16 protein-coding genes, 4 tRNA genes, 3 rRNA genes and 1 riboswitch are annotated in these 23,794 nt (G+C 59.5%); of the genes, 17 read left to right on the forward strand and 6 right to left on the reverse strand.

Annotated elements, in window-relative coordinates:
* Positions 1-14 precede the first annotated feature (14 nt).
* From H147_RS0111870 to H147_RS0111885, 4 genes are all read left to right on the forward strand, one after another.
* Positions 15-1,298 carry an ABC transporter substrate-binding protein gene (locus tag H147_RS0111870; protein ID WP_019955595.1) on the forward strand — a complete coding sequence of 428 codons (1,284 nt, stop codon included), beginning with the start codon at positions 15-17 and terminating at the stop codon, positions 1,296-1,298.
* A gap of 51 nt (positions 1,299-1,349) precedes the next feature.
* Positions 1,350-2,165 (forward strand): ABC transporter ATP-binding protein, encoded by an 816-nt coding sequence (locus H147_RS0111875; RefSeq protein WP_019955596.1) that lies wholly within the window; start codon positions 1,350-1,352, stop codon positions 2,163-2,165.
* Positions 2,166-2,265: 100 nt separating this feature from the next.
* Positions 2,266-3,462, forward strand: a complete 1,197-nt coding sequence (locus H147_RS0111880; RefSeq protein ID WP_019955597.1) for a phenylacetate--CoA ligase family protein — start codon at positions 2,266-2,268, stop codon at positions 3,460-3,462.
* An 18-nt stretch (positions 3,463-3,480) separates the two neighbouring features.
* A complete protein-coding gene (locus tag H147_RS0111885) occupies positions 3,481-4,950 on the forward strand; it encodes a peptidoglycan-binding domain-containing protein (RefSeq protein ID WP_019955598.1) in 1,470 nt (489 codons plus the stop codon).
* A gap of 12 nt (positions 4,951-4,962) precedes the next feature.
* Here H147_RS0111885 and H147_RS0111890 read toward each other — a convergent pair whose 3' ends face one another.
* From H147_RS0111890 to H147_RS0111900, 3 genes are all read right to left on the reverse strand, one after another.
* On the reverse strand, positions 4,963-6,162 hold the full coding sequence (locus H147_RS0111890) for a DVUA0089 family protein (RefSeq protein ID WP_019955599.1): 1,200 nt from the start codon (positions 6,160-6,162) through the stop codon (positions 4,963-4,965).
* Between the two features lie 182 nt (positions 6,163-6,344).
* Positions 6,345-6,470: a type B 50S ribosomal protein L36 gene (ykgO, locus tag H147_RS0111895; RefSeq protein ID WP_010141322.1), complete on the reverse strand. Its 126-nt coding sequence runs from the start codon at positions 6,468-6,470 to the stop codon at positions 6,345-6,347.
* A gap of 75 nt (positions 6,471-6,545) precedes the next feature.
* Positions 6,546-6,620, reverse strand: a tRNA-Val gene (locus tag H147_RS0111900).
* A 153-nt stretch (positions 6,621-6,773) separates the two neighbouring features.
* Between H147_RS0111900 and H147_RS0111905 the strand changes: the two genes are divergently transcribed.
* Entirely contained in the window at positions 6,774-7,637 is an 864-nt protein-coding gene (locus tag H147_RS0111905; RefSeq protein ID WP_019955600.1) for an N-formylglutamate amidohydrolase, read from the forward strand.
* 18 nt (positions 7,638-7,655) lie between these two features.
* On the opposite strand, the gene H147_RS0111910 is transcribed toward H147_RS0111905, so the two are convergent.
* Positions 7,656-8,909, reverse strand: a complete 1,254-nt coding sequence (locus tag H147_RS0111910) for a DNA polymerase IV (protein ID WP_019955601.1) — start codon at positions 8,907-8,909, stop codon at positions 7,656-7,658.
* A gap of 125 nt (positions 8,910-9,034) precedes the next feature.
* Positions 9,035-9,120, forward strand: a riboswitch (glycine riboswitch).
* Positions 9,121-9,243: 123 nt separating this feature from the next.
* On the opposite strand from H147_RS0111910, the gene H147_RS0111915 reads away from it, so the two are divergent.
* The 3 genes from H147_RS0111915 to H147_RS0111925 are packed head-to-tail and all read left to right on the forward strand — an operon-like array spanning position 9,244 to position 11,693.
* Complete coding sequence (locus H147_RS0111915; protein WP_019955602.1) at positions 9,244-10,485, forward strand: D-amino acid dehydrogenase; 1,242 nt, start codon at positions 9,244-9,246, stop codon at positions 10,483-10,485.
* 43 nt (positions 10,486-10,528) lie between these two features.
* A complete protein-coding gene (locus H147_RS0111920) occupies positions 10,529-11,419 on the forward strand; it encodes an SPFH domain-containing protein (protein ID WP_019955603.1) in 891 nt (296 codons plus the stop codon).
* 1 nt (position 11,420) lies between these two features.
* Entirely contained in the window at positions 11,421-11,693 is a 273-nt protein-coding gene (locus H147_RS0111925) for an NfeD family protein (RefSeq protein WP_019955604.1), read from the forward strand.
* On the opposite strand, the gene pyrF is transcribed toward H147_RS0111925, so the two are convergent.
* The gene (pyrF, locus tag H147_RS0111930; protein ID WP_019955605.1) at positions 11,690-12,391 is read right to left on the reverse strand and encodes an orotidine-5'-phosphate decarboxylase; all 702 of its coding nucleotides are present in this window, start codon (positions 12,389-12,391) and stop codon (positions 11,690-11,692) included. The two genes, H147_RS0111925 and pyrF, sit on opposite strands and share 4 nt — an antisense overlap.
* A 151-nt stretch (positions 12,392-12,542) precedes the next feature.
* Between pyrF and clpB the strand changes: the two genes are divergently transcribed.
* Positions 12,543-15,155: an ATP-dependent chaperone ClpB gene (gene clpB / locus H147_RS0111935; RefSeq protein ID WP_019955606.1), complete on the forward strand. Its 2,613-nt coding sequence runs from the start codon at positions 12,543-12,545 to the stop codon at positions 15,153-15,155.
* Between the two features lie 63 nt (positions 15,156-15,218).
* Here the strand turns inward: clpB and H147_RS0111940 are convergent, their stop codons facing one another.
* Entirely contained in the window at positions 15,219-15,689 is a 471-nt protein-coding gene (locus H147_RS0111940) for a fasciclin domain-containing protein (RefSeq protein WP_019955607.1), read from the reverse strand.
* Positions 15,690-15,967: 278 nt separating this feature from the next.
* Between H147_RS0111940 and msrP the strand changes: the two genes are divergently transcribed.
* From msrP to H147_RS0111980, 8 genes are all read left to right on the forward strand, one after another.
* On the forward strand, positions 15,968-16,870 hold the full coding sequence (gene msrP, locus H147_RS0111945) for a protein-methionine-sulfoxide reductase catalytic subunit MsrP (protein WP_019955608.1): 903 nt from the start codon (positions 15,968-15,970) through the stop codon (positions 16,868-16,870).
* Positions 16,871-16,896: 26 nt separating this feature from the next.
* Positions 16,897-17,514 carry a protein-methionine-sulfoxide reductase heme-binding subunit MsrQ gene (gene msrQ, locus H147_RS0111950; RefSeq protein ID WP_019955609.1) on the forward strand — a complete coding sequence of 206 codons (618 nt, stop codon included), beginning with the start codon at positions 16,897-16,899 and terminating at the stop codon, positions 17,512-17,514.
* 687 nt (positions 17,515-18,201) lie between these two features.
* Positions 18,202-19,664, forward strand: a 16S ribosomal RNA gene (locus tag H147_RS0111955).
* Positions 19,665-19,868: 204 nt separating this feature from the next.
* Positions 19,869-19,944: transfer RNA gene (locus H147_RS0111960), tRNA-Ala, on the forward strand.
* A gap of 83 nt (positions 19,945-20,027) precedes the next feature.
* Positions 20,028-20,104: transfer RNA gene (locus H147_RS0111965), tRNA-Ile, on the forward strand.
* Positions 20,105-20,452: 348 nt separating this feature from the next.
* Positions 20,453-23,286: ribosomal RNA gene (locus H147_RS0111970) — 23S ribosomal RNA — on the forward strand.
* 226 nt (positions 23,287-23,512) lie between these two features.
* Positions 23,513-23,627, forward strand: a 5S ribosomal RNA gene (gene rrf, locus H147_RS0111975).
* The 16S, 23S and 5S rRNA genes sit together here with 3 tRNA genes alongside, the layout of an rRNA operon.
* An 83-nt stretch (positions 23,628-23,710) precedes the next feature.
* Positions 23,711-23,787: transfer RNA gene (locus tag H147_RS0111980), tRNA-Met, on the forward strand.
* Positions 23,788-23,794 lie beyond the last annotated feature (7 nt).

A 23,794-nucleotide genomic window follows, 5' to 3' on the forward strand; every position in this document is an offset into this window, starting at 1 on the left:
GGGAGGAGAAACCGATGAAGATGAAGACACTGGCCGCAATGGCCCTGGCCGGGTCCATGGCCGCAGGCACCGCGATGGCCGATCTGGTCATCCCGGACCTGAGCTATCGTACCGGGCCATATGCCGCGGGCGGCACGCCGTTCTCGGACGGCTATCAGGATTACTTCGCGCTGCTGAACGCCCGCGACGGCGGCATCGGTGGCGAGGCTGTCCGCGTGATCGAATGCGAGACCGCCTATAACACCGAGCGCGGCGTCGAATGCTACGAGGCGACCAAGGGCGAAGGTGCGCTGATCTATCAACCGCTGTCCACGGGGATCACCTATCAGTTGATCCCGCGCGCCACGGCCGACAATATCCCGCTGCACACGATGGGCTATGGCCGCACATCAGCCGCCAATGGCGAGGTGTTCAACTGGGTGTTCAACTATCCTGCGAATTATTGGGATGCCGCGTCGGTCGCCGTGAACTATCTGCTGGATGAAAACGGCGGGTCGCTGGACGGCAAGACCATCGCGCTGGTGTATCACAATTCCGCCTATGGCAAGGAACCGATCCGCACACTGGAAGAACTGTCCGCGATGCATGGTTTCACCCTGACGCAACTGGCCGTCGATCACCCCGGTCAGGAACAGAAATCGCAATGGCTCCAGATCCGGCGCGAACGCCCTGATTATGTCCTGATGTGGGGCTGGGGTGTCATGAACCAGGTCGCCGTGCAGGAAGCCGCGAATATCGGTTTCCCGATGGAGAATTTCATCGGCAACTGGTGGGCGGGTGCCGAACATGACGTGACCCCGGCGGGCATGGCCGCAAACGGTTATAAGTCGCTGAACATGAACCCTGTGATCGACTATCCGGTGCTGGCGGAAATCCAGAGCCTTGTGCATGACGCAGGCAATGCTGCAGGCGACGGGTCGCATCTGGGATCAGTGCTGTATGTCCGCGGCATGTATGCGGCAATGCTGGCTGCCGAGGCGATCGCCAAGGCGCAGGAAATCCACGGGGTCGCCAATGTCACGCCTGCGATGGTCCGTGACGGGATGGAGGCGCTGGAGATCACCAACGCCCGCATGACCGAACTGGGGATGGAAGGCATCGGGCCTGAATTCGCAGTGACCTGTCAGAACCACGGTGGCGCAGGCCAGGGCCTTGTGCAGCAATGGAACGCATCATCGGGTGTCTGGGAACCGCTTACAGGGTTCATTTCACCCGACGCATCGGTGATCGCACCGCTGGTGGCCGAGGATTCGGCAGCCTTCGCGGCTGAAAGCGGCATCACCCCCGGCTGTCTGTAAACACATCACCACGGGCGGCCTTCGGGCCGTCCGTCTTTCACGGAGACAGCGATGCCCGACACCAAAGAGACCCTGCTCGAGGTCAACAACATCGAAGTGATCTATAATCACGTCATTCTGGTGCTCAAAGGCGTGTCGCTGAACGTGCCCAAGGGCGGGATCACGGCGCTTTTGGGGGGCAATGGCGCGGGCAAGACCACCACGCTCAAGGCGATATCCAACCTTTTGCATTCCGAACGCGGCGAGGTGACGAAAGGATCGGTCATCTATCGCGGCGAACCCGTGCATCACCTGTCACCCGAAGCCTTGGTCAAGAAAGGCGTCGTGCAGGTCATGGAAGGCCGGCATTGTTTCGAACATCTGACGGTCGAGGAAAACCTGCTGACCGGCGCCTATACCCGCCGCGACGGCGGTGCGGCGGTCGCGGCCGATCTTGATATGGTCTATACCTATTTCCCGCGCCTGAAAGAGCGGCGCAAAAGTCAGGCGGGCTATACATCCGGCGGTGAACAGCAGATGTGCGCCATCGGGCGTGCGCTGATGTCGCGGCCCGAGACGATCCTGCTGGACGAGCCGTCGATGGGTCTTGCGCCGCAGCTTGTGGAAGAGATTTTCACCATCGTGAAGAACCTTAACGAGCGCGAAGGCGTGTCCTTTCTGCTTGCCGAACAGAATACCAACGTCGCCCTGCGGTTCGCGCATCAGGGCTATATCCTTGAAAGCGGGCGCGTCGTGATGGAAGGCCCCGCCGCCGAATTGCGCGAAAACCCCGATGTAAAGGAATTCTATCTGGGCATGTCGGACGAGGGCCGCAAATCCTTCCGCGACGTGCGCAGCTACCGGCGGCGCAAGCGCTGGTTGGCGTGATGCCTGCGCCATTCTGACAGGGCGCTATTGAATAGCAGTGCGTGCAGGGCCAGACCTGCCCCTATCCACGTCGCTGCATGGATGTGGACAGGAGACACTGATGACGACCTATTTCGACGATCTGGAAACGCGCACGCCAGAGGCCCGTGCCGCAGCCCAGCTTGACGCCTTGCGCGCGCAGATCGCGCTTGTCCGCGCGATGCCGGGGGCCTGCCTGCCCGATGTCGTGGTCACGTCGATGGCGGATCTGGCAAAGTTTCCGGTCCTGCGCAAATCCGACCTTGGTAATTGGCAAAAGGCGCAGCCGCCGTTCGGCGGACTGCATGTGTCCAACATGACCCATGTGTTCCAGTCGCCCGGCCCGATCTATGAACCGGGCGGGTCGTCGCATGATTGGTGGCGGTTCGGGCGGTTCCTGCATGCCTGTGGGATCGGCGCGGGCGATCTCGTGCAGAATTGTTTCGGCTATCACCTGACGCCTGCGGGCACGATGTTCGAGAATGGCGCGCGCGCTGTCGGTGCTGCTGTGCTGCCCGCAGGCACTGGCCAGACCGAATTGCAGGTCCGAGCTGCTGCCGATATCGGCACCACCGCCTATGCCGGCACGCCTGATTACCTCAAGGTGATCCTCGAAAAGGCGGACGAGATGGGTGTCGCCCTGAAAATCACCAAGGCCGCCGTGTCTGGTGGCGCGCTGTTTCCGCAACTGCGCCAGTATTACGCCGACCGCGGGATCGCCTGCCTGCAATGCTATGCCACCGCCGATCTGGGCCATATCGCCTATGAAACCGCCCCGGGTGAAGGCATGATCGTCGATGAAGGCGTGATCGTCGAAATCGTCACCCCCGGCACCGGCGATCCTGTCGCCCCCGGCGATGTGGGCGAGGTCGTCGTCACATCGCTGAACCCCGATTACCCGCTGATCCGTTTCGCCACCGGCGACATGAGTGCCGCGATGCCCGGCACCAGCCCCTGCGGGCGCACCAACATGCGGATCAAGGGCTGGATGGGCCGCGCCGACCAGACGACCAAGATCAAGGGCATGTTCGTGCGCCCCGAACAGGTGGCCGCCCTTGTGGCCAAGGTGGGCGCTGCGCGCGCCCGCGTGATTGCGGACCGGACGGGCGATGCCGACACGATGCAGGTCCATGTCGAAGGCACGGGGCTGGATGCTGCCACCATCGCCACGGCTGTTGTCGATATTCTGAAACTGAAAGGCGACGTGATCTGTTGCGCCCCCGGCACCCTGCCGCGCGACGGGCTGGTGATCGAGGACCGCCGCACCTATGAAACCTGACGACAAGGAAGACCCCCCATGCGCCGATTGATGCTTTCCACTGCGTTTGCCCTTTGTGCGGCACCGCTTTTGGCCGATGATGCCGCCCTGTTGATGGGTGTGGACCGCTACGAGGAATTCCGCCGTGTCGCGGGCGGTACCGATATCGTCGTGGGGATCAGTGCGCTGCGCAACGCGGGCTATGCGGTCAGTTCGCTGGAAAACGGGGCGGTGGCCGACATGCGCCGCCTGCTTGAGCGGCTGGCTGCTGACGCGGCTGATGCGGACAGGTTGGTTGTCGGACTGTCAGGGCGGTTCGTGACGGATGGACAGCGGACATGGCTACTGGCGTCGGATGCACCGGCGCAACCCAGCCTCTTTGCGCTTGATAATGCCGTGTCGATCGAGTCGGTGCTGGCCGTGCTGGCGCAGACACCGGGGCGCGCCGTGCTGGTGCTGGGGCTGGATGTCAGTGACGCCAGCCAGATCGACCCCTATCTGCGGCAAGGTTTGGGGAGTCTTGACGTGCCGCAGGGGGTGACCGTTCTTTACGGGCCGCCCAACGTGGCCGATAACATCCTGACGGATGCGGTGGCCGTGCAGGGGGCCGATGTGATGGAATTCGCCCGCAACACCCGCGCAGTGCAGGTGCTGGGCTATCAGCCCCGCAGCCTTGTGATGCAGGCGGATGTGGCTGTTGTCGCCCAACCGACGCGGCCCAACGACCCGTCGTTGCCGTTCTGGCAGGATGCACAGGCGGCAAATACCGCCGATGCGTACCGCGTGTTCCTGCTGGGCTTTCCTGACAGCCCCTATGCCGCCGAGGCCCGTTTGCGTCTGGACCAGATCGAGAACGACCCGGTGCGGCTGGCGGAGCAGATCGAGACAGCGCTGGCCCTGACCCGCGCCGAACGCCGCGCGATCCAAGGCAGCCTGACCCTGCTCGACTATGACACGCGCGGGGTGGACGGCATTTTCGGCCAAGGCACCCGCCGCGCGATCCGCAACTGGCAACAGATCAACGGTTTTGCGCAGACGTCCTATCTGACGGCCGAACAGATCAGCCGGATCGACGCGCAGGCCAGCCGCCGTCAGGCCGAACTTGACGCTGCCGATGCCCTTGCACAGGCCGAGGCGGACCGCCTTGACCGCGCCTATTGGGAAGAAACCGGCGCGCGCGGCACGCAGGCCGGATACCGCGCCTATCTGAACCGCTATCCCGACGGGTTGTTTGCGGATCAAGCCACGGATGCGCTGGTGCAAGAAGATGACAGCGTAGATCAGGCCCGCGCGCGCGAGGATGCGTTGAACATCAACCCCGTCATGGGGCGGCTGATCGAAAGCAGGCTGGACCAGATGGGCTATGATCCCGGCGCTGTCGATGGCCGCTTTGACCGTGACACGCGCAGCGCGATCGGTCGCTATCAGGCCCGCAGCAGCCTGCCAGCGACCGGCTATCTGGATCAGCCGACGCTGGCACGCCTGTTGGCGGATACGTTCGGGCGCTGACGCCCGAACCTTTTACTGGGCTGGCACGTAGCGTTCGACCAGCAGACGGATCAGGCCGACTCCGTCGTCGTATTTGCGCACGCCGATGATATAGGTGCCAGGCTGGACCCGTGCCGCGATCAAGCTGTCGAGCGATCCGCCGTAATCGTCGTTCTGGCCAATCTCGCGGCCCAGATCATCATAGACGACGAGGACAGGATCGGAATTGCTGTTGCCGATCGCTTCGATCATCAAAAGGCTGCTGCTGTCGACATCGACGGTAAACCACGATGTACGTGAACTGGCGTTGACATCCTGCCGGACGCGGGTGCCGAGAAGGCCCAGATCGGTCACCGGAACAGTCCCGTCGAGAGGCGGTGCCGCCTCTCCGCGGTCATAGATCGCGATCAGTGCCGCCGCCGGGTCATAGGCGCTGACAGAAAGGGTGATCGGCAGGGTTTCGTCGGACAAGGCCGTCACATTGATGCAATAGGTGCCCGCGGCCAGCGGTTCGGTCCGGTCGATCCGGGAATTCAGCCCGTCGAAGTCGTCGTTTTCGGTGATGTAATTCTCGGCGGCATCGTAAAGCGTGATCACCGGGTCGGCGGATTCATTGACGGCGGTGATGCTGATCGCTGTCGGTTCGTCCAGCGTGAAGCTCCAGTAAGGGGTGTCCGTGGCCGAACCGTTCACAGTCGACCCAAGGGGGCCGATCGGCACCGCCTCGGCGCAGCTCCCGCTGATGCCGGGATCACCTTGCGTGTTGATGCCGTCGGTCAGGGGTTCGTGTTCCTGACGTCCGATGCGGACGAATGCCGTCATCGGTCCGCCATCATAGCTGCGCATCGCCATGCAATAGGTGCCCGCCTCAAGCGAGGTTTCGGCGCGCGATGCGGCATTGCCACCTGAATCGTCGTCCGACAGGATCAGGCTGCCATCAGCGGCCAGAAGATCGATCAAAGGATCACCTGACCCGCGCCCAGCCGCTTCAAGCCGGACATCGGTGGCTTGGGACAGGCTGAACAGCGCGACATAGTCATTGCCGCCGAGGACAAGCGCCATCTGCTCGCGATAGGTGTCTGTGGTCGAAATGTCCGAGGAGGCTTCGTCCCCGCCGATCCACTGCCCGCCGGTGCCCGCCCCGCCGCACAGCGACTGCGCCAATACCGGCGATGCCAGACCAAGAAGGGCGATCGACATCGCCGTTGTTTTCAAAAGAGATTTACGCGCCATGACACTTTCCTATGCGACAATCAGATCAGACTTGCCGCGACGTTAGTCCAATTGTCGCACCCCTGACCAGCCTTCTTGAACGCAGGATCGGAAATTCCCGCCTGCAGCGGACTGGCGGCCAAAAAGAAAAAGGTCGCGCCCGGAGGGGTGCGACCTTTTTCGATCTGCTGCTGTTGCAGGTCTCAGCCCTGACGGGCCTTGAACCGGCGTTGCGTCTTGTTGATCACATAGACGCGGCCCTTGCGGCGCACGACGCGGCAATCGCGATGGCGCTGCTTGAGCGAGCGGAGGGAGTTACGGACCTTCATGGTGCGTGTCCTTCATGTCGCGGCGCGCGGATTGCGCCTTGGGTTGCATTAAGGCCAAGGTGGCCCGTGAAATCATGGTGGACGATACTGGGATCGAACCAGTGACCCCTTCGATGTCAACGAAGTGCTCTACCGCTGAGCTAATCATCCATGCCGTCAGCGGTCTGATGCGTCCTATAACGAAATAGGACGCGGCATGAACCGCGTCAGTCGTGCGGTCTATAAAAGGAGTCGGAACGGGGATCAAGGGCTTTTGCTCATTTCCATAAATGCGCTAGCTTGTACCCGTGAAGGAGTGTTTCGTTGCTGACATCGCCGTATCATCTTGCCGTCCCAGAGGGGCGCACGACCAGCGTGGTTTTCGCGTCGCCGCATAGCGGGCGCGATTATCCGGCGTCGTTTGTGCGCCGTGCAGTGCTGGATGCAAAGGAAATCCGGTCGTCAGAAGATGCTTTTGTCGATCTGCTCTTTGACACGGCGCCTTTGCACGGTGCGCCGTTCCTGACAGCGACAGCGCCGCGCGCGTTTCTGGATCTCAATCGCGGGCCGGATGAATTCGACCCTGCCTTGATCGAAGGCGCGCGCCGCAGCGCCCATAACCCCCGCATCGCCAGCGGGCTGGGCGTCATTCCGCGCGTCGTCGCGAATGGTCGACAGATCTATCGCGGCAAGCTGACGCTGGTCGAGGCGCATCAGCGGGTCACGCAGTATTGGCGGCCCTATCATGACCGTCTGCAGATGTTGCTGGATCAAAGCATCAATGACTTCGGCGAGGCGATCCTGATCGACTGCCATTCAATGCCGCATGAGGCGTTGGAAAACATGGGGCCGGCCGGTGCGGTCCGGCCGGATGTCGTGCTCGGGGATCGGTTCGGCGCGACGGCCTCGGGCGCGGTCGTCGATCAGGTCGAGGCGGCCTTTGTCGCGGCGGGGCTGAAGGTCGCTCGGAACATGCCTTTTGCGGGGGCCTACATCACGCAGCATTACGGTCGCCCTTCGCGCAACCAGCATGCCATTCAGGTCGAGATCGACCGCGCATTGTACATGGATGAAAAGTCTTTGACGCCAAGTCCCGGTTTCGCAGCATTCCGCGACCTGCTGGCAGGCGTGATCTCCGATCTGGCCGATATCGGACGCATCCAGAATCTGCGCGTCGCCGCCGAGTAAGGTGGATCATGATCCCCCTTACCGCAATGCGCGCCCCTTGATGATCGCGTCGGACCCGAATTTTTGCCGGATCAGGTCGGTGGCCTGTTCGGCCTTGGCCCGTTGGCCTGCGGCAGGGTCGAGCAGGTCGCCGGTGCGGTCCGCATCCGCCGCATGTGTGATCTCGGACAGACCGACCCCCAGCAGGCGGTAAGGCCCTTTCCCCGGCACCTGATCGAAGAGACCGCGTGCGGTGCGATAGATCGTATCGGCCAGTTGCGTGGGGTGATGCAGGCTTTGCCGTTTCGAGATCAGCCGGAAATCCGCCGTCTTGAGCTTGAGTTGCACGACCCGTCCCGCCTTGTCGGTCGCCTTGGCCCGCGCGCTGACTTTTTCGGCCATCCGCCACAAATGCCCGTCCAGAATATCCGGGTCGGCCGTGTTTTCGTGAAAGGTGGTTTCATTCGACAGCGTCTTGACGGGGGCATTGGGGCTGATCCGGCGCCCGTCCTCGCCGCGTGCGAGCGCATAAAGCCGCTCTCCCGTGCTGCCGAATCGCGCGTGCAGGTCGCGCCGGTCCCAGCGCAGCAGATCGTCGAAGGTGCGGATGCCCGCGGATTCGAGGCTGGCCTGCGCCGCAGGACCGATCCCCCAGATCAGCCGCACCGATCTGGGGCGCAGAAAGGCGGTGGTTTCATCCTTGCCGATGATCGAAAAACCGCGCGGCTTTTCCAGATCGGACGCGACCTTGGCCAGAAACTTGTTGTGCGACAGCCCGATCGATCCGGTCAGGCCCAATTCATCCTTCATCCGCTTGATCAGCCGCGCGAGCATCACCGCAGGTGGCGCGTGGTGCAGTTTCGCCGTGCCGCGCAGGTCCATGAAGGCCTCGTCCAGTGACAGGGGTTCGACCAGCGGGGTCAGTTCGTCCATCATCGCGCGGATCGCGCGGGATGCTTTCACGTAGGCATCAAAGCGCGGTTTGATCACGACCGCGTCGGGGCAGAGCTTCAGCGCCTGAAACATCGGCATGGCGGAGCGCACACCTTTGATCCGCGCCAGATAGCAGGCGGTGGACACGACCCCGCGCCTGCCACCGCCTATGATGACAGGTTTGTCGGCGAGACCCGGATTGTCGCGCTTTTCGACCGAAGCATAGAAGGCGTCGCAATCCATATGCGCGATGCCAAGGTCGAACAGTTCGGGGTGCCGTGTCACGCGGGGTGACCGGCAGGCGGGACAGCGGGTTTCGCTGTCGAAAGTGGTGAGGCAATCGCGGCACAAGGCAGGCATGGCCCATCATAGACCCCGCGATTGCATAAAAAAGAGACTTCTGGCCTCTGGCGGGGATATTTGTGCTCGGAAGATGCGGAATTTTGTTTGCGTGGGGGCGGTGATTCACCTATCGGTGCCGCATCACACGCCATCCGGGAGAGAACGGATGTCCGTCGCCGAAGGAGCAACCGCCCCGGTCACTCTCAGGCAAAAGGACCGGTTGGGGTGCAACACGCCGAAGAGTGGCCTTTGATGGTCCGCCGAAGGAGCAAGCCCCGCGAACTGGGTGAATCTCTCAGGCACAGCAACGGCGGGGGCGAACGCGCGCAAGCGCCAATGGCGGAGAAATGCCATGCCTTCGATTGCTGTTATCGGTGCCGGAATTACCGGCGTCACCACTGCCTATTCCCTGATGATCCGCGGGTTCGACGTGACGGTCTATGACCGCCAGCGTTACGCTGGGATGGAAACCAGTTTCGCCAATGGCGGTCAGCTCAGCGCCTCCAACGCCGAGGTCTGGAATCAATGGTCTACTGTGCTGAAAGGGATCAAATGGATGTTGCAGGGCGATGCGCCCCTGTTCGTGAACCCGCGTCCGGGCTGGCACAAGGTCAGCTGGATGATGGAATTTCTGGGCAATATCCCGAACTACAAGTCCAATACCGTCAAGACGGCGCGGCTGGCCGTCGCCGCGCGGGCGGGGTTGGCAGAGATGGCTGACAAATCCGGTGTGGATTTCGATTTCAGCCCAGCGGGCATTCTGCATTTCTACAAGACCGAACACGACCTGCGCCATGCCCGCATGGTCAACGGATTGCTGCGCGAAGGTGGCCTCGACCGCCGCGAGCTGACGGTGGCGGAGGTACTGGCGCGCGAGCCTACCCTGCGCGGCAATATCATCGGCGGTTTCTGGACCGAAAGCGACAGCACCGGCGATATCCACAAATTCACCGTCGGTCTGGCCGACTGGCTGCAAAAACAGGGTGTCACCTTCCGCCTGGGCGCGCCAGTGACGGACCTGCATGTGCGCCCCGACGGCGTTTATGTCGAAAGCGGGGATGAGACCCGCTTTGACGGGATCGTCATTTCCGCCGGTGTCGCCAGCCGCAAATTTGCGGCGATGTTGGGGGATCGTGTCAATGTATACCCCGTGAAGGGCTATTCGATCACCGTCAATCTGAACGATGCGGCCAGTCAGGCAGCGGCACCGACGACGTCGCTGCTGGACGACAAGGCCAAGATCGTCACCTCGCGGTTGGGCAAGACGCGCCTGCGCATTGCGGGCACAGCGGAATTCAACGGCGAGAACCGCGATATTCTGGAACGCCGCGTGCGCCCGCTGATCCAGTGGTGCGAAACGCATTTCCCCGAGGTGTCCACCGAGAATTGCGTGCCTTGGGCGGGCCTGCGTCCGATGATGCCAAATATGATGCCGCGCGTGGGGCCGGGCCGCAACGACCGCGTGTTCTACAACACCGGCCACGGTCATCTGGGCTGGACGCTGAGCCCGGCTACCGCCGACGCTATCGGCGCAACTGTCGCAGCCCGTTTCAAAAGCAACAGCATGGCGCAGTTTGAATTGAAATCGGCCTGATATGTGCCTAACTGTCGCTCAAGAAAATGTGAGGGATAGGTAAATGCCGATAGATCAATTTCTGGCCGAGTTTTTCGGCCAGAACGTACTTTACCTTGTACTGGCGGTCTTTATCGTCGTCTGCATCATGGCGGGCGTCCGGATCGTGCCGCAATCTGAAAAATACGTGGTGGAGCGCCTTGGCCGTCTGCAATCGGTGCTTGGCCCCGGGATCAATTTCATCGTGCCGTTTCTGGACCGCGTGCGCCATCAGGTCTCGATCCTCGAGCGGCAATTGCCCCCCATGACGCAGGATGCGATCACGTCGGACAACGTGCTGGTGCAGGTCGAAACATCGGTGTTCTACCGGATCATCGAACCGGAAAAGACCGTCTATCGCATCCGCGACGTCGATGCCGCGATCGCCACGACCGTGGCGGGGATCGTGCGGTCCGAAATCGGGCGCATGGAACTGGATCAGGTGCAGGCCAACCGCAGCCGGTTGATCGAGGCTGTGCGCGAACAGGTGTCCCAGCAGGTCGACGACTGGGGGATCGAGGTGACGCGCGCCGAAATCCTTGACGTGAATCTCGATCAGGCGACGCGCGCGGCCATGCTGCAGCAGTTGAACGCCGAACGCGCTCGCCGCGCGCAGGTGACCGAGGCCGAGGGCAAGAAACGCGCCGTCGAATTGCAGGCCGACGCCGATCTTTACGCCGCCGAACAGGAAGCCAAGGCGCGCCGCGTGCTGGCTGATGCGGAAGCCTATGCCACGCAGGTCGTGGCCGGTGCGATCGCAGAAAACGGGCTTGAGGCGGCGCAATATCAGGTCGCGCTGAAACAGGTCGAGGCAATCTCGAAAATGGGCGCGGGCCAGGGCAACCAGACAGTCGTGCTGCCGGCCAACGCGCTGGATGCCTTCGCCGATGCGTTCAAGATGCTGAAAGGGCGCTGAGATGCTGCTTTGGACGGAATGGTGGGTCTGGATGTCGGGGGCATTGATCCTTGCCACGCTGGAGGTCCTTGTCCCCGGCTATATCTTTCTGGGCTTCGCCATTGGCGCGGGGCTGATGGGGCTGCTGATCCTGTTGGGCGTATCGGCGACGGGCCTTGCGCTGACGCTCGTGATCTTCGCGGTTCTCTCGCTGTTGTCCTACATCGGAATGCGTCGGTTTTTCGGTATCCGCAAAGGACAGGTCAAGGTCTGGGAAACCGACATCAACGACTAATGCCGCGCAGGCTGCATGTCGGCAAGAATCGCAATGGCTGCCGCGCGCGGGTCATCCGCCTGCCAGATCGGGCGACCGACGACGACATGATCGGCCCCGTTTGCAATGGCGCGCGCCGGGGTCATCACCCGTTTCTGGTCGCCCAAGGCGGCCCCTTCGGGGCGCACGCCGGGCGTGACGATCAGCTTGCCTGCGGCTTCGGGCAGGGCGCGGATCATTGCCGCCTCTTGCGGTGACGCGATGACGCCATCGGCCCCTGCGAGAAACGCCAGCCCTGCGCGTTCCTGCACGAGACCCGCCACATCGCCCGCCTTGATGCAGGACGCATCCAGATCGTCGCGGTCGAGCGAGGTCAGGATCGTTACGGCAAGGATCTTCATCTCCGAGCCTGCCGCCCCCTGCCGCGCTGCGCGCACCACATGGGGATCGCCGTGCACGGTCAGGAAATCCAGATCGAATTGCGCAATGCCGCGCACTGCCGCCTCGACCGTGGCGCCGATGTCAAAAAGTTTCATGTCCAGAAAGATGCGCTTGCCCTGTTCCTGCTTGAGCTCGTTGGCCAGTGCCAGACCGCCGCCCGTCAGCATCCCTAGCCCGATCTTGTAGAAAGACACGGTATCGCCCAGCCGTGCGGCAAGCTCCAGCCCCGCCACGACGTTGGGTACATCAAGGGCAACGATCAGGCGGTCATCGGGCATGGCGGGTCCTTTCGCGGTTTCATGCGGTCTAGCCTCTGGGCAGGTCTTGCGCAATCAGTCCCGCCCACCCACCTATATCACGAGGCCCAATTGGGCATGTGCCGCAATGTCGGGCATGCCTGCCACCGGGCGCTTTATAAAGGAGAGACCCATGAACTTGGACAAGTTCACCGAGCGGTCGCGCGGCTTTATCCAGTCCGCACAGACGATCGCAATGCGCGAAAGCCATCAGCGGCTTACGCCTGAGCATTTGCTGAAAGCCTTGCTGGACGATGAGGAAGGCCTTGTCGCCAACCTGATCACCCGTGCCGGTGGCCGCCCTGCTGATGTGCTGGCAGGGGTCAACGCGAGCCTTGCCAAGATGCCCAAGGTGTCGGGCGATGCGGCACAGGTTTACCTTGATAACCTGACCGCCAAGGTCGTCGACGAGGCCGAGAAGATCGCCAAGAAAGCGGGCGACAGTTTCGTCCCCGTTGAACGCCTGCTGACCGCGCTTGCCTTGGTGAAATCCAACGCCAAAGATGCGCTTGATGCCGGTGGCGTCACCGCGCAGGCCTTGAATGCCGCCATCAATGATATTCGCAAGGGCCGCACCGCCGACAGCGCCAGCGCCGAGGACAGTTTCGACGCGCTGAAAAAATACGCCCGCGACCTGACCGAAGCCGCCGAGCAAGGCAAGATCGACCCCATCATCGGCCGCGACGAGGAAATCCGCCGCGCCATGCAGGTGCTGTCACGCCGGACCAAGAACAACCCCGTGCTGATCGGTGAACCCGGTGTCGGGAAAACCGCCATTGCCGAAGGTCTGGCCCTGCGCATCGTGAACGGCGATGTTCCGGAATCCTTGCGCAACAAACGCCTGATGGCGCTGGACATGGGGGCGTTGATCGCCGGCGCGAAATATCGTGGCGAATTCGAGGAACGGCTGAAAGCTGTCCTGAAGGAAATCGAATCCGCCGCCGGTGAGATCATCCTGTTCATCGACGAGATGCACACGCTGGTCGGCGCGGGCAAGGCTGACGGCGCGATGGATGCCGCTAACCTCATCAAACCGGCTCTGGCACGGGGCGAATTGCATTGTATCGGCGCGACCACGCTGGATGAATACCGTAAATATGTGGAAAAAGACGCAGCCCTTGCCCGCCGTTTCCAGCCTTTGATGGTGGAAGAACCGACCGTCGTGGACACGATCAGCATCCTGCGCGGGATCAAGGAAAAATACGAACTGCACCACGGTGTGCGGATTTCGGATAGCGCCTTGGTCGCCGCCGCCACGCTGTCGCACCGCTATATCACCGACCGTTTCCTGCCGGACAAGGCCATCGACCTGATGGACGAAGCCGCCAGCCGTTTGCGCATGGAAGTGGACAGCAAGCCCGAAGAACTCGACGCGCTTGACCGGCAGATCCTGCAATTGCAGATCGAGGCCGAGGCGCTGAAGAAAGAAGACGACAAGGCGTCCAAGGACCGGCTGGAAAAGCTGGAACGGGAACTTGCCGATGTGCAGGATCGCGCGTCCGAAATGACCGTCAAATGGCAGTCTGAGCGCGACAAGCTGGAAGATACGCGCGGGGTCAAGGAACGTCTGGACCGTGCGCGCGCCGACCTTGATATCGCCAAGCGCGAAGGCAATCTCGCGAAAGCGGGCGAGCTGTCTTATGGCGTGATCCCGCAGCTGGAACGGCAACTGGCCGAGGTCGAAGCCAACGACGACCTGATGGTCGAAGAGGCCGTGCGCCCCGAACAGATCGCCGAAGTCGTGGAACGCTGGACCGGCATCCCGATGTCCAAGATGCTGGAAGGCGAACGGGACAAGCTCTTGCGCATGGAAGAAGAGCTGGGCAAGCGCGTCATCGGCCAGAAATCCGCCGTGCGCGCCGTGGCCAATGCCGTGCGCCGCGCGCGTGCGGGGTTGAATGACGAAAACCGCCCGCTCGGGTCGTTCCTGTTTCTGGGGCCAACGGGCGTGGGTAAAACCGAGCTGACCAAGGCCGTCGCCGAATATCTGTTCGACGATGACAGCGCGATGGTGCGGATCGACATGTCCGAATTCATGGAAAAGCACGCCGTGTCGCGTCTGATCGGCGCGCCGCCGGGCTATGTCGGTTACGACGAAGGTGGCGTGCTGACCGAAGCCGTGCGCCGGCGCCCCTATCAGGTGATCCTGTTCGACGAGGTCGAAAAGGCGCATCCCGATGTGTTCAACGTGCTGTTGCAGGTGCTGGATGACGGGGTGCTGACCGACGGCCAGGGGCGGCATGTGGATTTCAAGCAAACGCTGATCATCCTGACGTCGAACCTTGGCGCACAAGCGCTCAGCCAATTGCCCGACGGGGTGGACGCCAGCGCCGCCAAGCGCGATGTGATGGACGCCGTACGCGCCCATTTCCGGCCGGAATTCCTGAACCGGCTGGATGAAACCATCATCTTTGACCGTCTGGCGCGGGACGATATGGCGGGGATCGTCACGATCCAGCTGGGATTGCTGGCCAAACGGCTTGCCGGGCGGAACATCAGCCTCGATCTGGATGAGGCCGCGCTGCGCTGGCTGGCCGACGAAGGCTATGATCCGGTGTTCGGGGCGCGTCCGCTGAAACGGGTGATCCAGCGCGCCTTGCAGGACCAGCTGGCCGAGATGATCCTTGGCGGCGACGTGATGGACGGCGATGTGATCAAGGTCACGGCCGGGGCGGACGGGCTGATCGTCGGTGACAGGGTCGCGACAAGCAGCAGGGTCGCGCCACCCAACCTGCCGCTGCACTGAGCCCCGCACAAAAAAGCCCCGGTCACTGACCGGGGCTTTTCCGTTCCAGGGAGAGGACAGGTCTTACATTGGTGGCAGGATCACTGCGTCGATGACGTGGATCACGCCGTTCGATGCGACGATGTCAGCCGTCACGACATTTGCGTCGTTGACGGTCACGCCGCCTTCGGTGCCGATCGTGATGTCAGCGCCGTTCACAGTGGTCGCGGTCATGCCATCCGACAGGTCGGTCGACATCACGGCACCCGACACGACGTGGTAGGTCAGGATTGCGGCCAGTGCTTCGGGATCGGCCAAAAGACCTTCGACAGTGCCTTCCGGCAGGGCTGCAAAGGCTTCGTCAGTTGGCGCAAACACGGTGAACGGGCCTTCGCCCTTCAGCGTCTCGACCAGACCAGCAGCCTCGACTGCGGCGACCAGCGTGGTGAAGTTGCCTGCGGCAATAGCGGTATCAACGATGTCCGCCTCTTGCGCGAAAGCTGCGGTCGACAGTGCGGAGGTTGTTGCAAGTGCGATGAAAGTTCTGCGTAGCATGGTAAATTCCTCTATATTTTGAGAATGCCTTGTCGCTGGCATCGGGCTTTTTACGCAGTGCCTTGCGTCTGGATCAGAGGGGAATCCCGCCCATGCGACTTGACGGAATTTCGTTGCGGGCTAAGCCGTCGCAATTTGCGATTTCAAATCACTGTGCTGTGAAAACTCGTGAAAATACCGTGCAAAACTGGAACATTTCAGCCTCTGGCAGCATCGTGAGAAACCATTTCATGATTATGTCGTATATATAGGTAACCGACCCGAAACGGAGACTGACAATGGCCTATCGCTGGAAGAACAATCTGACACCTGCAGATGTCACCCCAAAATCGGCTTACCTCAACCGCCGCCAGATCCTTGCGGGCACCGCAGGGCTGGGCGCCATCGGTCTGGCCCCGCGCGCGGCTGATGCGCAGGCTGGTCTGGAACCCAACACTCTCGAGGAAATCCGCAGCTATAACAACTTTTATGAATTCGGCACCGGCAAGGGTGATCCTGCCGCAAACGCGCATCAGCTGGTGACAGCGCCATGGTCGATCACCGTCGACGGCATGGTTGACCGCCCCGGCAATTACGCGCTGGGCGACCTGCTGGCCGGGCTGACCGTCGAAGACCGCATCTACCGGTTCCGTTGTGTCGAGGCGTGGTCGATGGTCATTCCGTGGAACGGGATCGAACTGGCTGACATCCTGAACAAGGTCGGCGTTCAATCGGGCGCACGTTATGTCGCGTTCGAAACCGTCGTGCAGCCCGAAAACATGATCGGTGTGCAGCGTCGCGTGCTGGACTTCCCCTATGTCGAAGGTCTGCGCATCGACGAAGCGATGCATCCGCTGACCATCATGGCCACAGGCATCTATGGCGAACCCATCGCCAACCAGAACGGCGCGCCGATCCGGCTGGTGGTGCCGTGGAAATACGGGTTCAAGTCGATCAAGTCGATCGTGCGGATCACCCTGACCGATCAGGAGCCGCCGATCAGCTGGAACATCGCCAACCCGCGCGAATATGGGTTCTATAGCAATGTGAACCCGAACGTGGATCACCCCCGCTGGAGCCAGGCAAGCGAACGGCGCATCGGCGGTGGCCTCTTTGCTGCGCGGCAGGACACGCTGATGTTCAACGGCTACCCCGAGGTCGCACCCTTGTACGAAGGTATGGACCTGTCGGTGTTCATCTGACGCCTGCGGACCTGATAGGACAAGCCATGACAGTCTCGGCAACGATCAACGGCGCTTTGCGCAAGGTTCCGGCATGGCCTCTTTATATAATAGCGGCTGCCTATACCGCGTGGGAGTTCTGGCGCGCGCTGAATCAGCAGGGCCCCTATCTGGTCGAGCCGATCAACGTGCTGGAACGCACCTATGGTGAAATCGCGCTGATCCTGCTGGTGGCGGGTCTGCTGGTTACGCCGCTGCGGCAATGGACTGGCGTGAACCTGATCAAGTTCCGTCGCGCGATCGGGCTCTGTGCCTTCTTCTTCGTGGTGGCGCATTTTTTGGTCTTTGCGGTGCTGGATGTCCAAAGCCTTGGCCGCGTCTGGACCGAAACGGTCAAGCGGCCCTATGTGACGGTCGGGATGCTGGCCTTCCTTTTGCTGATCCCCTTGGCGGTGACTTCGAACAACCTGTCGATCCGCAAGATGGGGGCAGCCGCTTGGCGGCAGTTGCACAAGCTGTCCTATGTCGCCGTCATCCTTGGTGCATTGCATTACCTGTGGCTGTCGCGCGGATTCCAGATCGAACCTCTGATCTATCTGGCGCTCAGCATCGGGCTGGTGGCGCTGCGCTACAAGCATGTCGTCTGGCGCAAACAGACCGCCTGAAGCCGATTCACCCGTATCGGGTATCCGAATCCGCGCGAGTCGCGGACAAAAGTGGCGGCGGCAGGACCGTTCAGGCGGGACACTTGTGGGTAAGTCTGAGGATAACCCAAAATCTGGTATGTTCCGTTTTCATTCCGCCTAACAAAATTGCAAACGGCCCTAGGGTCCGCGAACGGAAGTTACCCTAAACCCTTCAAAAAGCGGAAAAATTCGGGGTTGTCATAAAAAATGCATCTTTCCTGAAAAAACCACTTGCGGCTTGTGGTGAGTAACCGTAGAACCCCCCTCACCGGCGGCGCAGCGATGCACTGGCGGGGCGCTAGACGGGTTGGACGGGTCGGAAACGATCTGGAAGGTTCGGAGGCGTTAAGAAGAAAATCTGAGGTTGAAGGGCGGGCGCGCCGGAAGTTTAGGGCGCACTTGTTTCTTTTTGTCTCTACGCTGTTTGAAATTGATATATCTGAAGAGATATGTGGGCGGTTTGGTTCAGTTCGATGGATCAGACGTCTGTATATCAACGCCACTAGGATTTCGGTCCGATGATGTGGTGTCAGCTTCACTGTTTGGCGGCTTCTGGTAACTTTGGTTACTGAAGCACGAGAACAGAGAAACGCCATATGGTTTCAGTAAGGCCATATGGTGATGTGCAGAGGTTCGAACGTCAAGGATAGCGCAGCGATGTGCTTTCAACTTGAGAGTTTGATCCTGGCTCAGAACGAACGCTGGCGGCAGGCCTAACACATGCAAGTCGAGCGAGACCTTCGGGTCTAGCGGCGGACGGGTTAGTAACGCGTGGGAATATGCCCTTCACTACGGAATAGCCTCGGGAAACTGGGAGTAATACCGTATACGCCCTTTGGGGGAAAGATTTATCGGTGAAGGATTAGCCCGCGTCTGATTAGATAGTTGGTGGGGTAATGGCCTACCAAGTCTACGATCAGTAGCTGGTTTGAGAGGATGATCAGCAACACTGGGACTGAGACACGGCCCAGACTCCTACGGGAGGCAGCAGTGGGGAATCTTAGACAATGGGCGCAAGCCTGATCTAGCCATGCCGCGTGAGTGACGAAGGCCTTAGGGTCGTAAAGCTCTTTCGCCAGAGATGATAATGACAGTATCTGGTAAAGAAACCCCGGCTAACTCCGTGCCAGCAGCCGCGGTAATACGGAGGGGGTTAGCGTTGTTCGGAATTACTGGGCGTAAAGCGCACGTAGGCGGATTGGAAAGTATGGGGTGAAATCCCAGGGCTCAACCCTGGAACTGCCTTGTAAACTCCCAGTCTAGAGTTCGAGAGAGGTGAGTGGAATTCCAAGTGTAGAGGTGAAATTCGTAGATATTTGGAGGAACACCAGTGGCGAAGGCGGCTCACTGGCTCGATACTGACGCTGAGGTGCGAAAGTGTGGGGAGCAAACAGGATTAGATACCCTGGTAGTCCACACCGTAAACGATGAATGCCAGACGTCGGGGGGCTTGCCCTTCGGTGTCACACCTAACGGATTAAGCATTCCGCCTGGGGAGTACGGTCGCAAGATTAAAACTCAAAGGAATTGACGGGGGCCCGCACAAGCGGTGGAGCATGTGGTTTAATTCGAAGCAACGCGCAGAACCTTACCAACCCTTGACATCCTCTGACCGCCTGGGAGACCAGGTTTTCTCGTAAGAGACAGAGTGACAGGTGCTGCATGGCTGTCGTCAGCTCGTGTCGTGAGATGTTCGGTTAAGTCCGGCAACGAGCGCAACCCACATCTTTAGTTGCCATCATTCAGTTGGGCACTCTAGAGAAACTGCCCGTGATAAGCGGGAGGAAGGTGTGGATGACGTCAAGTCCTCATGGCCCTTACGGGTTGGGCTACACACGTGCTACAATGGCATCTACAATGGGTTAATCTCCAAAAGATGTCTCAGTTCGGATTGGGGTCTGCAACTCGACCCCATGAAGTCGGAATCGCTAGTAATCGCGTAACAGCATGACGCGGTGAATACGTTCCCGGGCCTTGTACACACCGCCCGTCACACCATGGGAGTTGGGTTTACCCGAAGGCCGTGCGCCAACCAGCAATGGGGGCAGCGGACCACGGTGAGCTCAGCGACTGGGGTGAAGTCGTAACAAGGTAGCCGTAGGGGAACCTGCGGCTGGATCACCTCCTTTCTAAGGATGTTTCTAGTATGATTTATGCGAGACCAACGCGCTCAAGTAGCGAAGCGTCAGCGCATGGAAAATCGTGAAACACTTAGCAGTCGGCAAACAAAGCCGGCATAACAGGCACTGCTTTTCCTTGCAGTGACCTGGAGCCAGGCCGTCCTCATATCTCTTCAGTTTGCAGTTTCGCTCAGTCGGCGAAACGCACCGTTTGGGGCGTTAGCTCAGCTGGGAGAGCACCTGCTTTGCAAGCAGGGGGTCATCGGTTCGATCCCGATACGCTCCACCATTTCTGGAGCATATCGTCACCTTAGGCAGCGCGCCTTCGGCGCGACACGCTCCACCACTGAAGTCTCTGACTTCAACCTCGTTGGGTCGGTAGCTCAGGTGGTTAGAGCGCACGCCTGATAAGCGTGAGGTCGGAGGTTCAAGTCCTCCTCGACCCACCAACAACTTGCATGACAGTTTGACCGTAAAGCAGCCTTGGCTGTTTTGCCGTCCAACTGGACGACTTGGCCTTCGGGTCATTTGACATCGTATAGAGAGATACAACATCAGAATAGAGGCGCCCCGCGTGAGGGGTGGCCAGACAGGCTGAGGTTCCGCATGGAACCTTTGACGCCTCGAAAATCTATTTTGTTCCAAGTCAAGTACACTAACCGGAGCAACAGTAATGTTGCTCGAACGATGCCAGTTGCTGAACCAGCGGCTGGCGTTGCAATGTATGCATTTTGATTAAGGGCCCTTTTGATACAAAAGGGAGGGCCCACAGAAGAAGCCTTGCTTTTTCTGGATCAAATCAAGCGCGAAAAGGGCGTTTGGTGGATGCCTTGGCAGTAAGAGGCGATGAAGGACGTGATACTCTGCGATAAGCCATGGGGAGCTGAGAATAAGCTTTGATCCATGGATTTCCGAATGGGGCAACCCACCTGATTGTTTGTTATTATTGCTCTTCGGAGCAGCTAATAATGAGCAAAACCAGGTATTTGTAGACTGAATACATAGGTTTACAAAAGCAAACCCGGGGAACTGAAACATCTAAGTACCCGGAGGAAAGGAAATCAACAGATACTCCCCTAGTAGCGGCGAGCGAACGGGGACCAGCCGAGCCATGAATGTGATTAGAATGTGTTGGAAAGCACAACCAGAGTGGGTGACAGTCCCGTATAAGAAGCATGATTGGACGTATTAAGTAGGGCGGAACACGTGAAATTCTGTCTGAACATCGGAGGACCACCTTCGAAGGCTAAGTACTCCTTACTGACCGATAGCGAACCAGTACCGTGAGGGAAAGGTGAAAAGCACCCCGACGAGGGGAGTGAAACAGTACCTGAAACCGAACGCCTACAATCAGTTGGAGGGTCCTTGAGACCTGACAGCGTACCTTTTGTATAATGGGTCATCGACTTAGTGTATCTAGCAAGCTTAAGCCGTTAGGTGTAGGCGCAGCGAAAGCGAGTCTGAATAGGGCGATTGAGTTAGATGCATTAGACCCGAAACCGAGTGATCTAGGCATGTCCAGGATGAAGGTTAGGTAACACTAACTGGAGGTCCGAACCCACACCTGTTGAAAAAGGTCGGGATGAGGTGTGCCTAGGGGTGAAAGGCCAATCAAACTCGGAGATAGCTGGTTCTCTGCGAAATCTATTTAGGTAGAGCGTCGGACGAATACCCTCGGGGGTAGAGCACTGGATGGGTAATGGGGACTCACCGTCTTACTGATCCTAACCAAACTCCGAATACCGAGGAGTAATATCCGGCAGACACACAGCGGGTGCTAACGTCCGTTGTGAAGAGGGAAACAACCCTAACCTACGACTAAGGCCCCTAATTCATGGCTAAGTGGGAAAGCAAGTGGGACGACCAAAACAACCAGGAGGTTGGCTTAGAAGCAGCCATCCTTTAAAGATAGCGTAACAGCTCACTGGTCTAAATAAGTTGTCCTGCGGCGAAGATGTAACGGGGCTCAAGCCATGAGCCGAAGTCTGGGATGCAATTTATTGCATGGTAGCAGAGCGTAGTGTGACATAGTTCCAAGCGTCTTTAATGCCCTTCGGGGTATATTGGACGCAGGGAGCTTTCTGTGAAGCCGGCCTGTGAGGGATCCGGTGGAGAGATCACTAGTGAGAATGATGACATGAGTAGCGACAAAGGGAGTGAGAGACTCCCTCGCCGAAAGTCCAAGGGTTCCTGCTTAAAGCTAATCTGAGCAGGGTAAGCCGACCCCTAAGGCGAGGCCGAAAGGCGTAGTCGATGGGAACCAGGTTAATATTCCTGGGCCAGGAGGATGTGACGGATCTCGAAGATTGTTTCCCCTTATCGGATTGGGGAGGCCGTTTAGAGGTTCCTGGAAATAGCCCTCCGCTAGATCGTACCCTAAACCGACACAGGTGGACTGGTAGAGAATACCAAGGCGCTTGAGAGAACCACATTTAAGGAACTCGGCAAAATACCTCCGTAAGTTCGCGAGAAGGAGGCCCGTTCAGAACGCAAGTTTTGGGCGGGGGCACAAACCAGGGGGTGGCGACTGTTTACTAAAAACACAGGGCTCTGCGAAGTCGTAAGACGACGTATAGGGTCTGACGCCTGCCCGGTGCCTGAAGGTTAAAAGGAGGAGTGCAAGCTCCGAATTGAAGCCCAGGTAAACGGCGGCCGTAACTATAACGGTCCTAAGGTAGCGAAATTCCTTGTCGGGTAAGTTCCGACCTGCACGAATGGCGTAACGACTTCCCCGCTGTCTCAAATGTGGACTCAGCGAAATTGAATTTCCTGTCAAGATGCAGGATACCCGCGGTTAGACGGAAAGACCCCATGCACCTTTACTATAGCTTCGCATTGGCATCAGGCACGATATGTGCAGGATAGGTGGTAGGCTTTGAAGCAGGGACGCCAGTTCCTGTGGAGCCTCCCTTGAGATACCACCCTTATCTTGCTTGATGTCTAACCGCGGCCCGTTATCCGGGTCCGGGACCCTGCGTGGTGGGTAGTTTGACTGGGGCGGTCGCCTCCCAAATTGTAACGGAGGCGCGCGAAGGTTGGCTCAGAGCGGTCGGAAATCGCTCGTTGAGTGCAATGGCAGAAGCCAGCCTGACTGCGAGACTGACAAGTCGAGCAGAGTCGAAAGACGGCCATAGTGATCCGGTGGTCCCGAGTGGAAGGGCCATCGCTCAACGGATAAAAGGTACGCTGGGGATAACAGGCTGATGGTGCCCAAGAGTCCATATCGACGGCACCGTTTGGCACCTCGATGTCGGCTCATCTCATCCTGGGGCTGGAGCAGGTCCCAAGGGTACGGCTGTTCGCCGTTTAAAGAGGTACGTGAGCTGGGTTTAGAACGTCGTGAGACAGTTCGGTCCCTATCTTCCGTGGGTGTAGGATACTTGAGAAGAGTTGCCCCTAGTACGAGAGGACCGGGGTGAACGATCCACTGGTGGACCTGTTGTCGTGCCAACGGCAGTGCAGGGTAGCTATGATCGGACAGGATAACCGCTGAAGGCATCTAAGCGGGAAGCCCCCTTCAAAACAAGGTATCCCTGAGGGCCGAGGTAGACCACCTCGTCGATAGGCCAGAGATGTAAGCGCGGCAACGCGTTCAGTTGACTGGTACTAATTGCCCGATAGGCTTGATTTGATCCAGTAATAGTAAGACTGGCGAAAAATCAGGATACATACACAAACACCAACAGTCGTATAAGACTTGGAACAAACAGAACGCCCGGTAGCTCGGGGCACCTTAACCAACACCATTGGAAAGAGGTGCCTCACAGCAACTGAGTGAGCTGCACATTTGCTACGCAAACGTGCCTTGCTCACCCAGATCGAAACCGGGTCGCTTTGATCTGGCGTTGTTTTTTTGGTTTGGTGGTCATAGCGCGAGCAAAACACCCGATCCCATCCCGAACTCGGCCGTTAAGTGCCGCAGCGCTGATGGTACTGCGTCTTAAGACGTGGGAGAGTAAGTCACTGCCAAACCTAATAAACATCGCAAAGCTTGCCTCACAGCAAGCGTATCTCTCTTACGATGCACCTAACCATAATTAGGTGCGCCACAATGGCGCGGGATGGAGCAGCCCGGTAGCTCGTCAGGCTCATAACCTGAAGGTCGTAGGTTCAAATCCTACTCCCGCAACCAAAAAACA

The sequence above is a fragment of the Yoonia vestfoldensis DSM 16212 genome (assembly GCF_000382265.1).
GTDB classification, from domain to species: domain Bacteria; phylum Pseudomonadota; class Alphaproteobacteria; order Rhodobacterales; family Rhodobacteraceae; genus Yoonia; species Yoonia vestfoldensis.

Coding starts and splice junctions, on each gene's coding strand:
- H147_RS0111880 (WP_019955597.1), top strand. CDS start 2,266: ATGACGACCTATTTCGACGATCTGGAAACGCGCACGCCAGAGGCCCGT.
- H147_RS0111875 (WP_019955596.1), top strand. CDS start 1,350: ATGCCCGACACCAAAGAGACCCTGCTCGAGGTCAACAACATCGAAGTG.
- pyrF (WP_019955605.1), bottom strand. CDS start 12,391: ATGCCCGATGACCGCCTGATCGTTGCCCTTGATGTACCCAACGTCGTG.
- clpB (WP_019955606.1), top strand. CDS start 12,543: ATGAACTTGGACAAGTTCACCGAGCGGTCGCGCGGCTTTATCCAGTCC.
- H147_RS0111920 (WP_019955603.1), top strand. CDS start 10,529: ATGCCGATAGATCAATTTCTGGCCGAGTTTTTCGGCCAGAACGTACTT.
- H147_RS0111885 (WP_019955598.1), top strand. CDS start 3,481: ATGCGCCGATTGATGCTTTCCACTGCGTTTGCCCTTTGTGCGGCACCG.
- H147_RS0111870 (WP_019955595.1), top strand. CDS start 15: ATGAAGATGAAGACACTGGCCGCAATGGCCCTGGCCGGGTCCATGGCC.
- msrP (WP_019955608.1), top strand. CDS start 15,968: ATGGCCTATCGCTGGAAGAACAATCTGACACCTGCAGATGTCACCCCA.
- H147_RS0111890 (WP_019955599.1), bottom strand. CDS start 6,162: ATGGCGCGTAAATCTCTTTTGAAAACAACGGCGATGTCGATCGCCCTT.
- H147_RS0111925 (WP_019955604.1), top strand. CDS start 11,421: ATGCTGCTTTGGACGGAATGGTGGGTCTGGATGTCGGGGGCATTGATC.
- H147_RS0111940 (WP_019955607.1), bottom strand. CDS start 15,689: ATGCTACGCAGAACTTTCATCGCACTTGCAACAACCTCCGCACTGTCG.
- H147_RS0111910 (WP_019955601.1), bottom strand. CDS start 8,909: ATGCCTGCCTTGTGCCGCGATTGCCTCACCACTTTCGACAGCGAAACC.
- msrQ (WP_019955609.1), top strand. CDS start 16,897: ATGACAGTCTCGGCAACGATCAACGGCGCTTTGCGCAAGGTTCCGGCA.
- ykgO (WP_010141322.1), bottom strand. CDS start 6,470: ATGAAGGTCCGTAACTCCCTCCGCTCGCTCAAGCAGCGCCATCGCGAT.
- H147_RS0111915 (WP_019955602.1), top strand. CDS start 9,244: ATGCCTTCGATTGCTGTTATCGGTGCCGGAATTACCGGCGTCACCACT.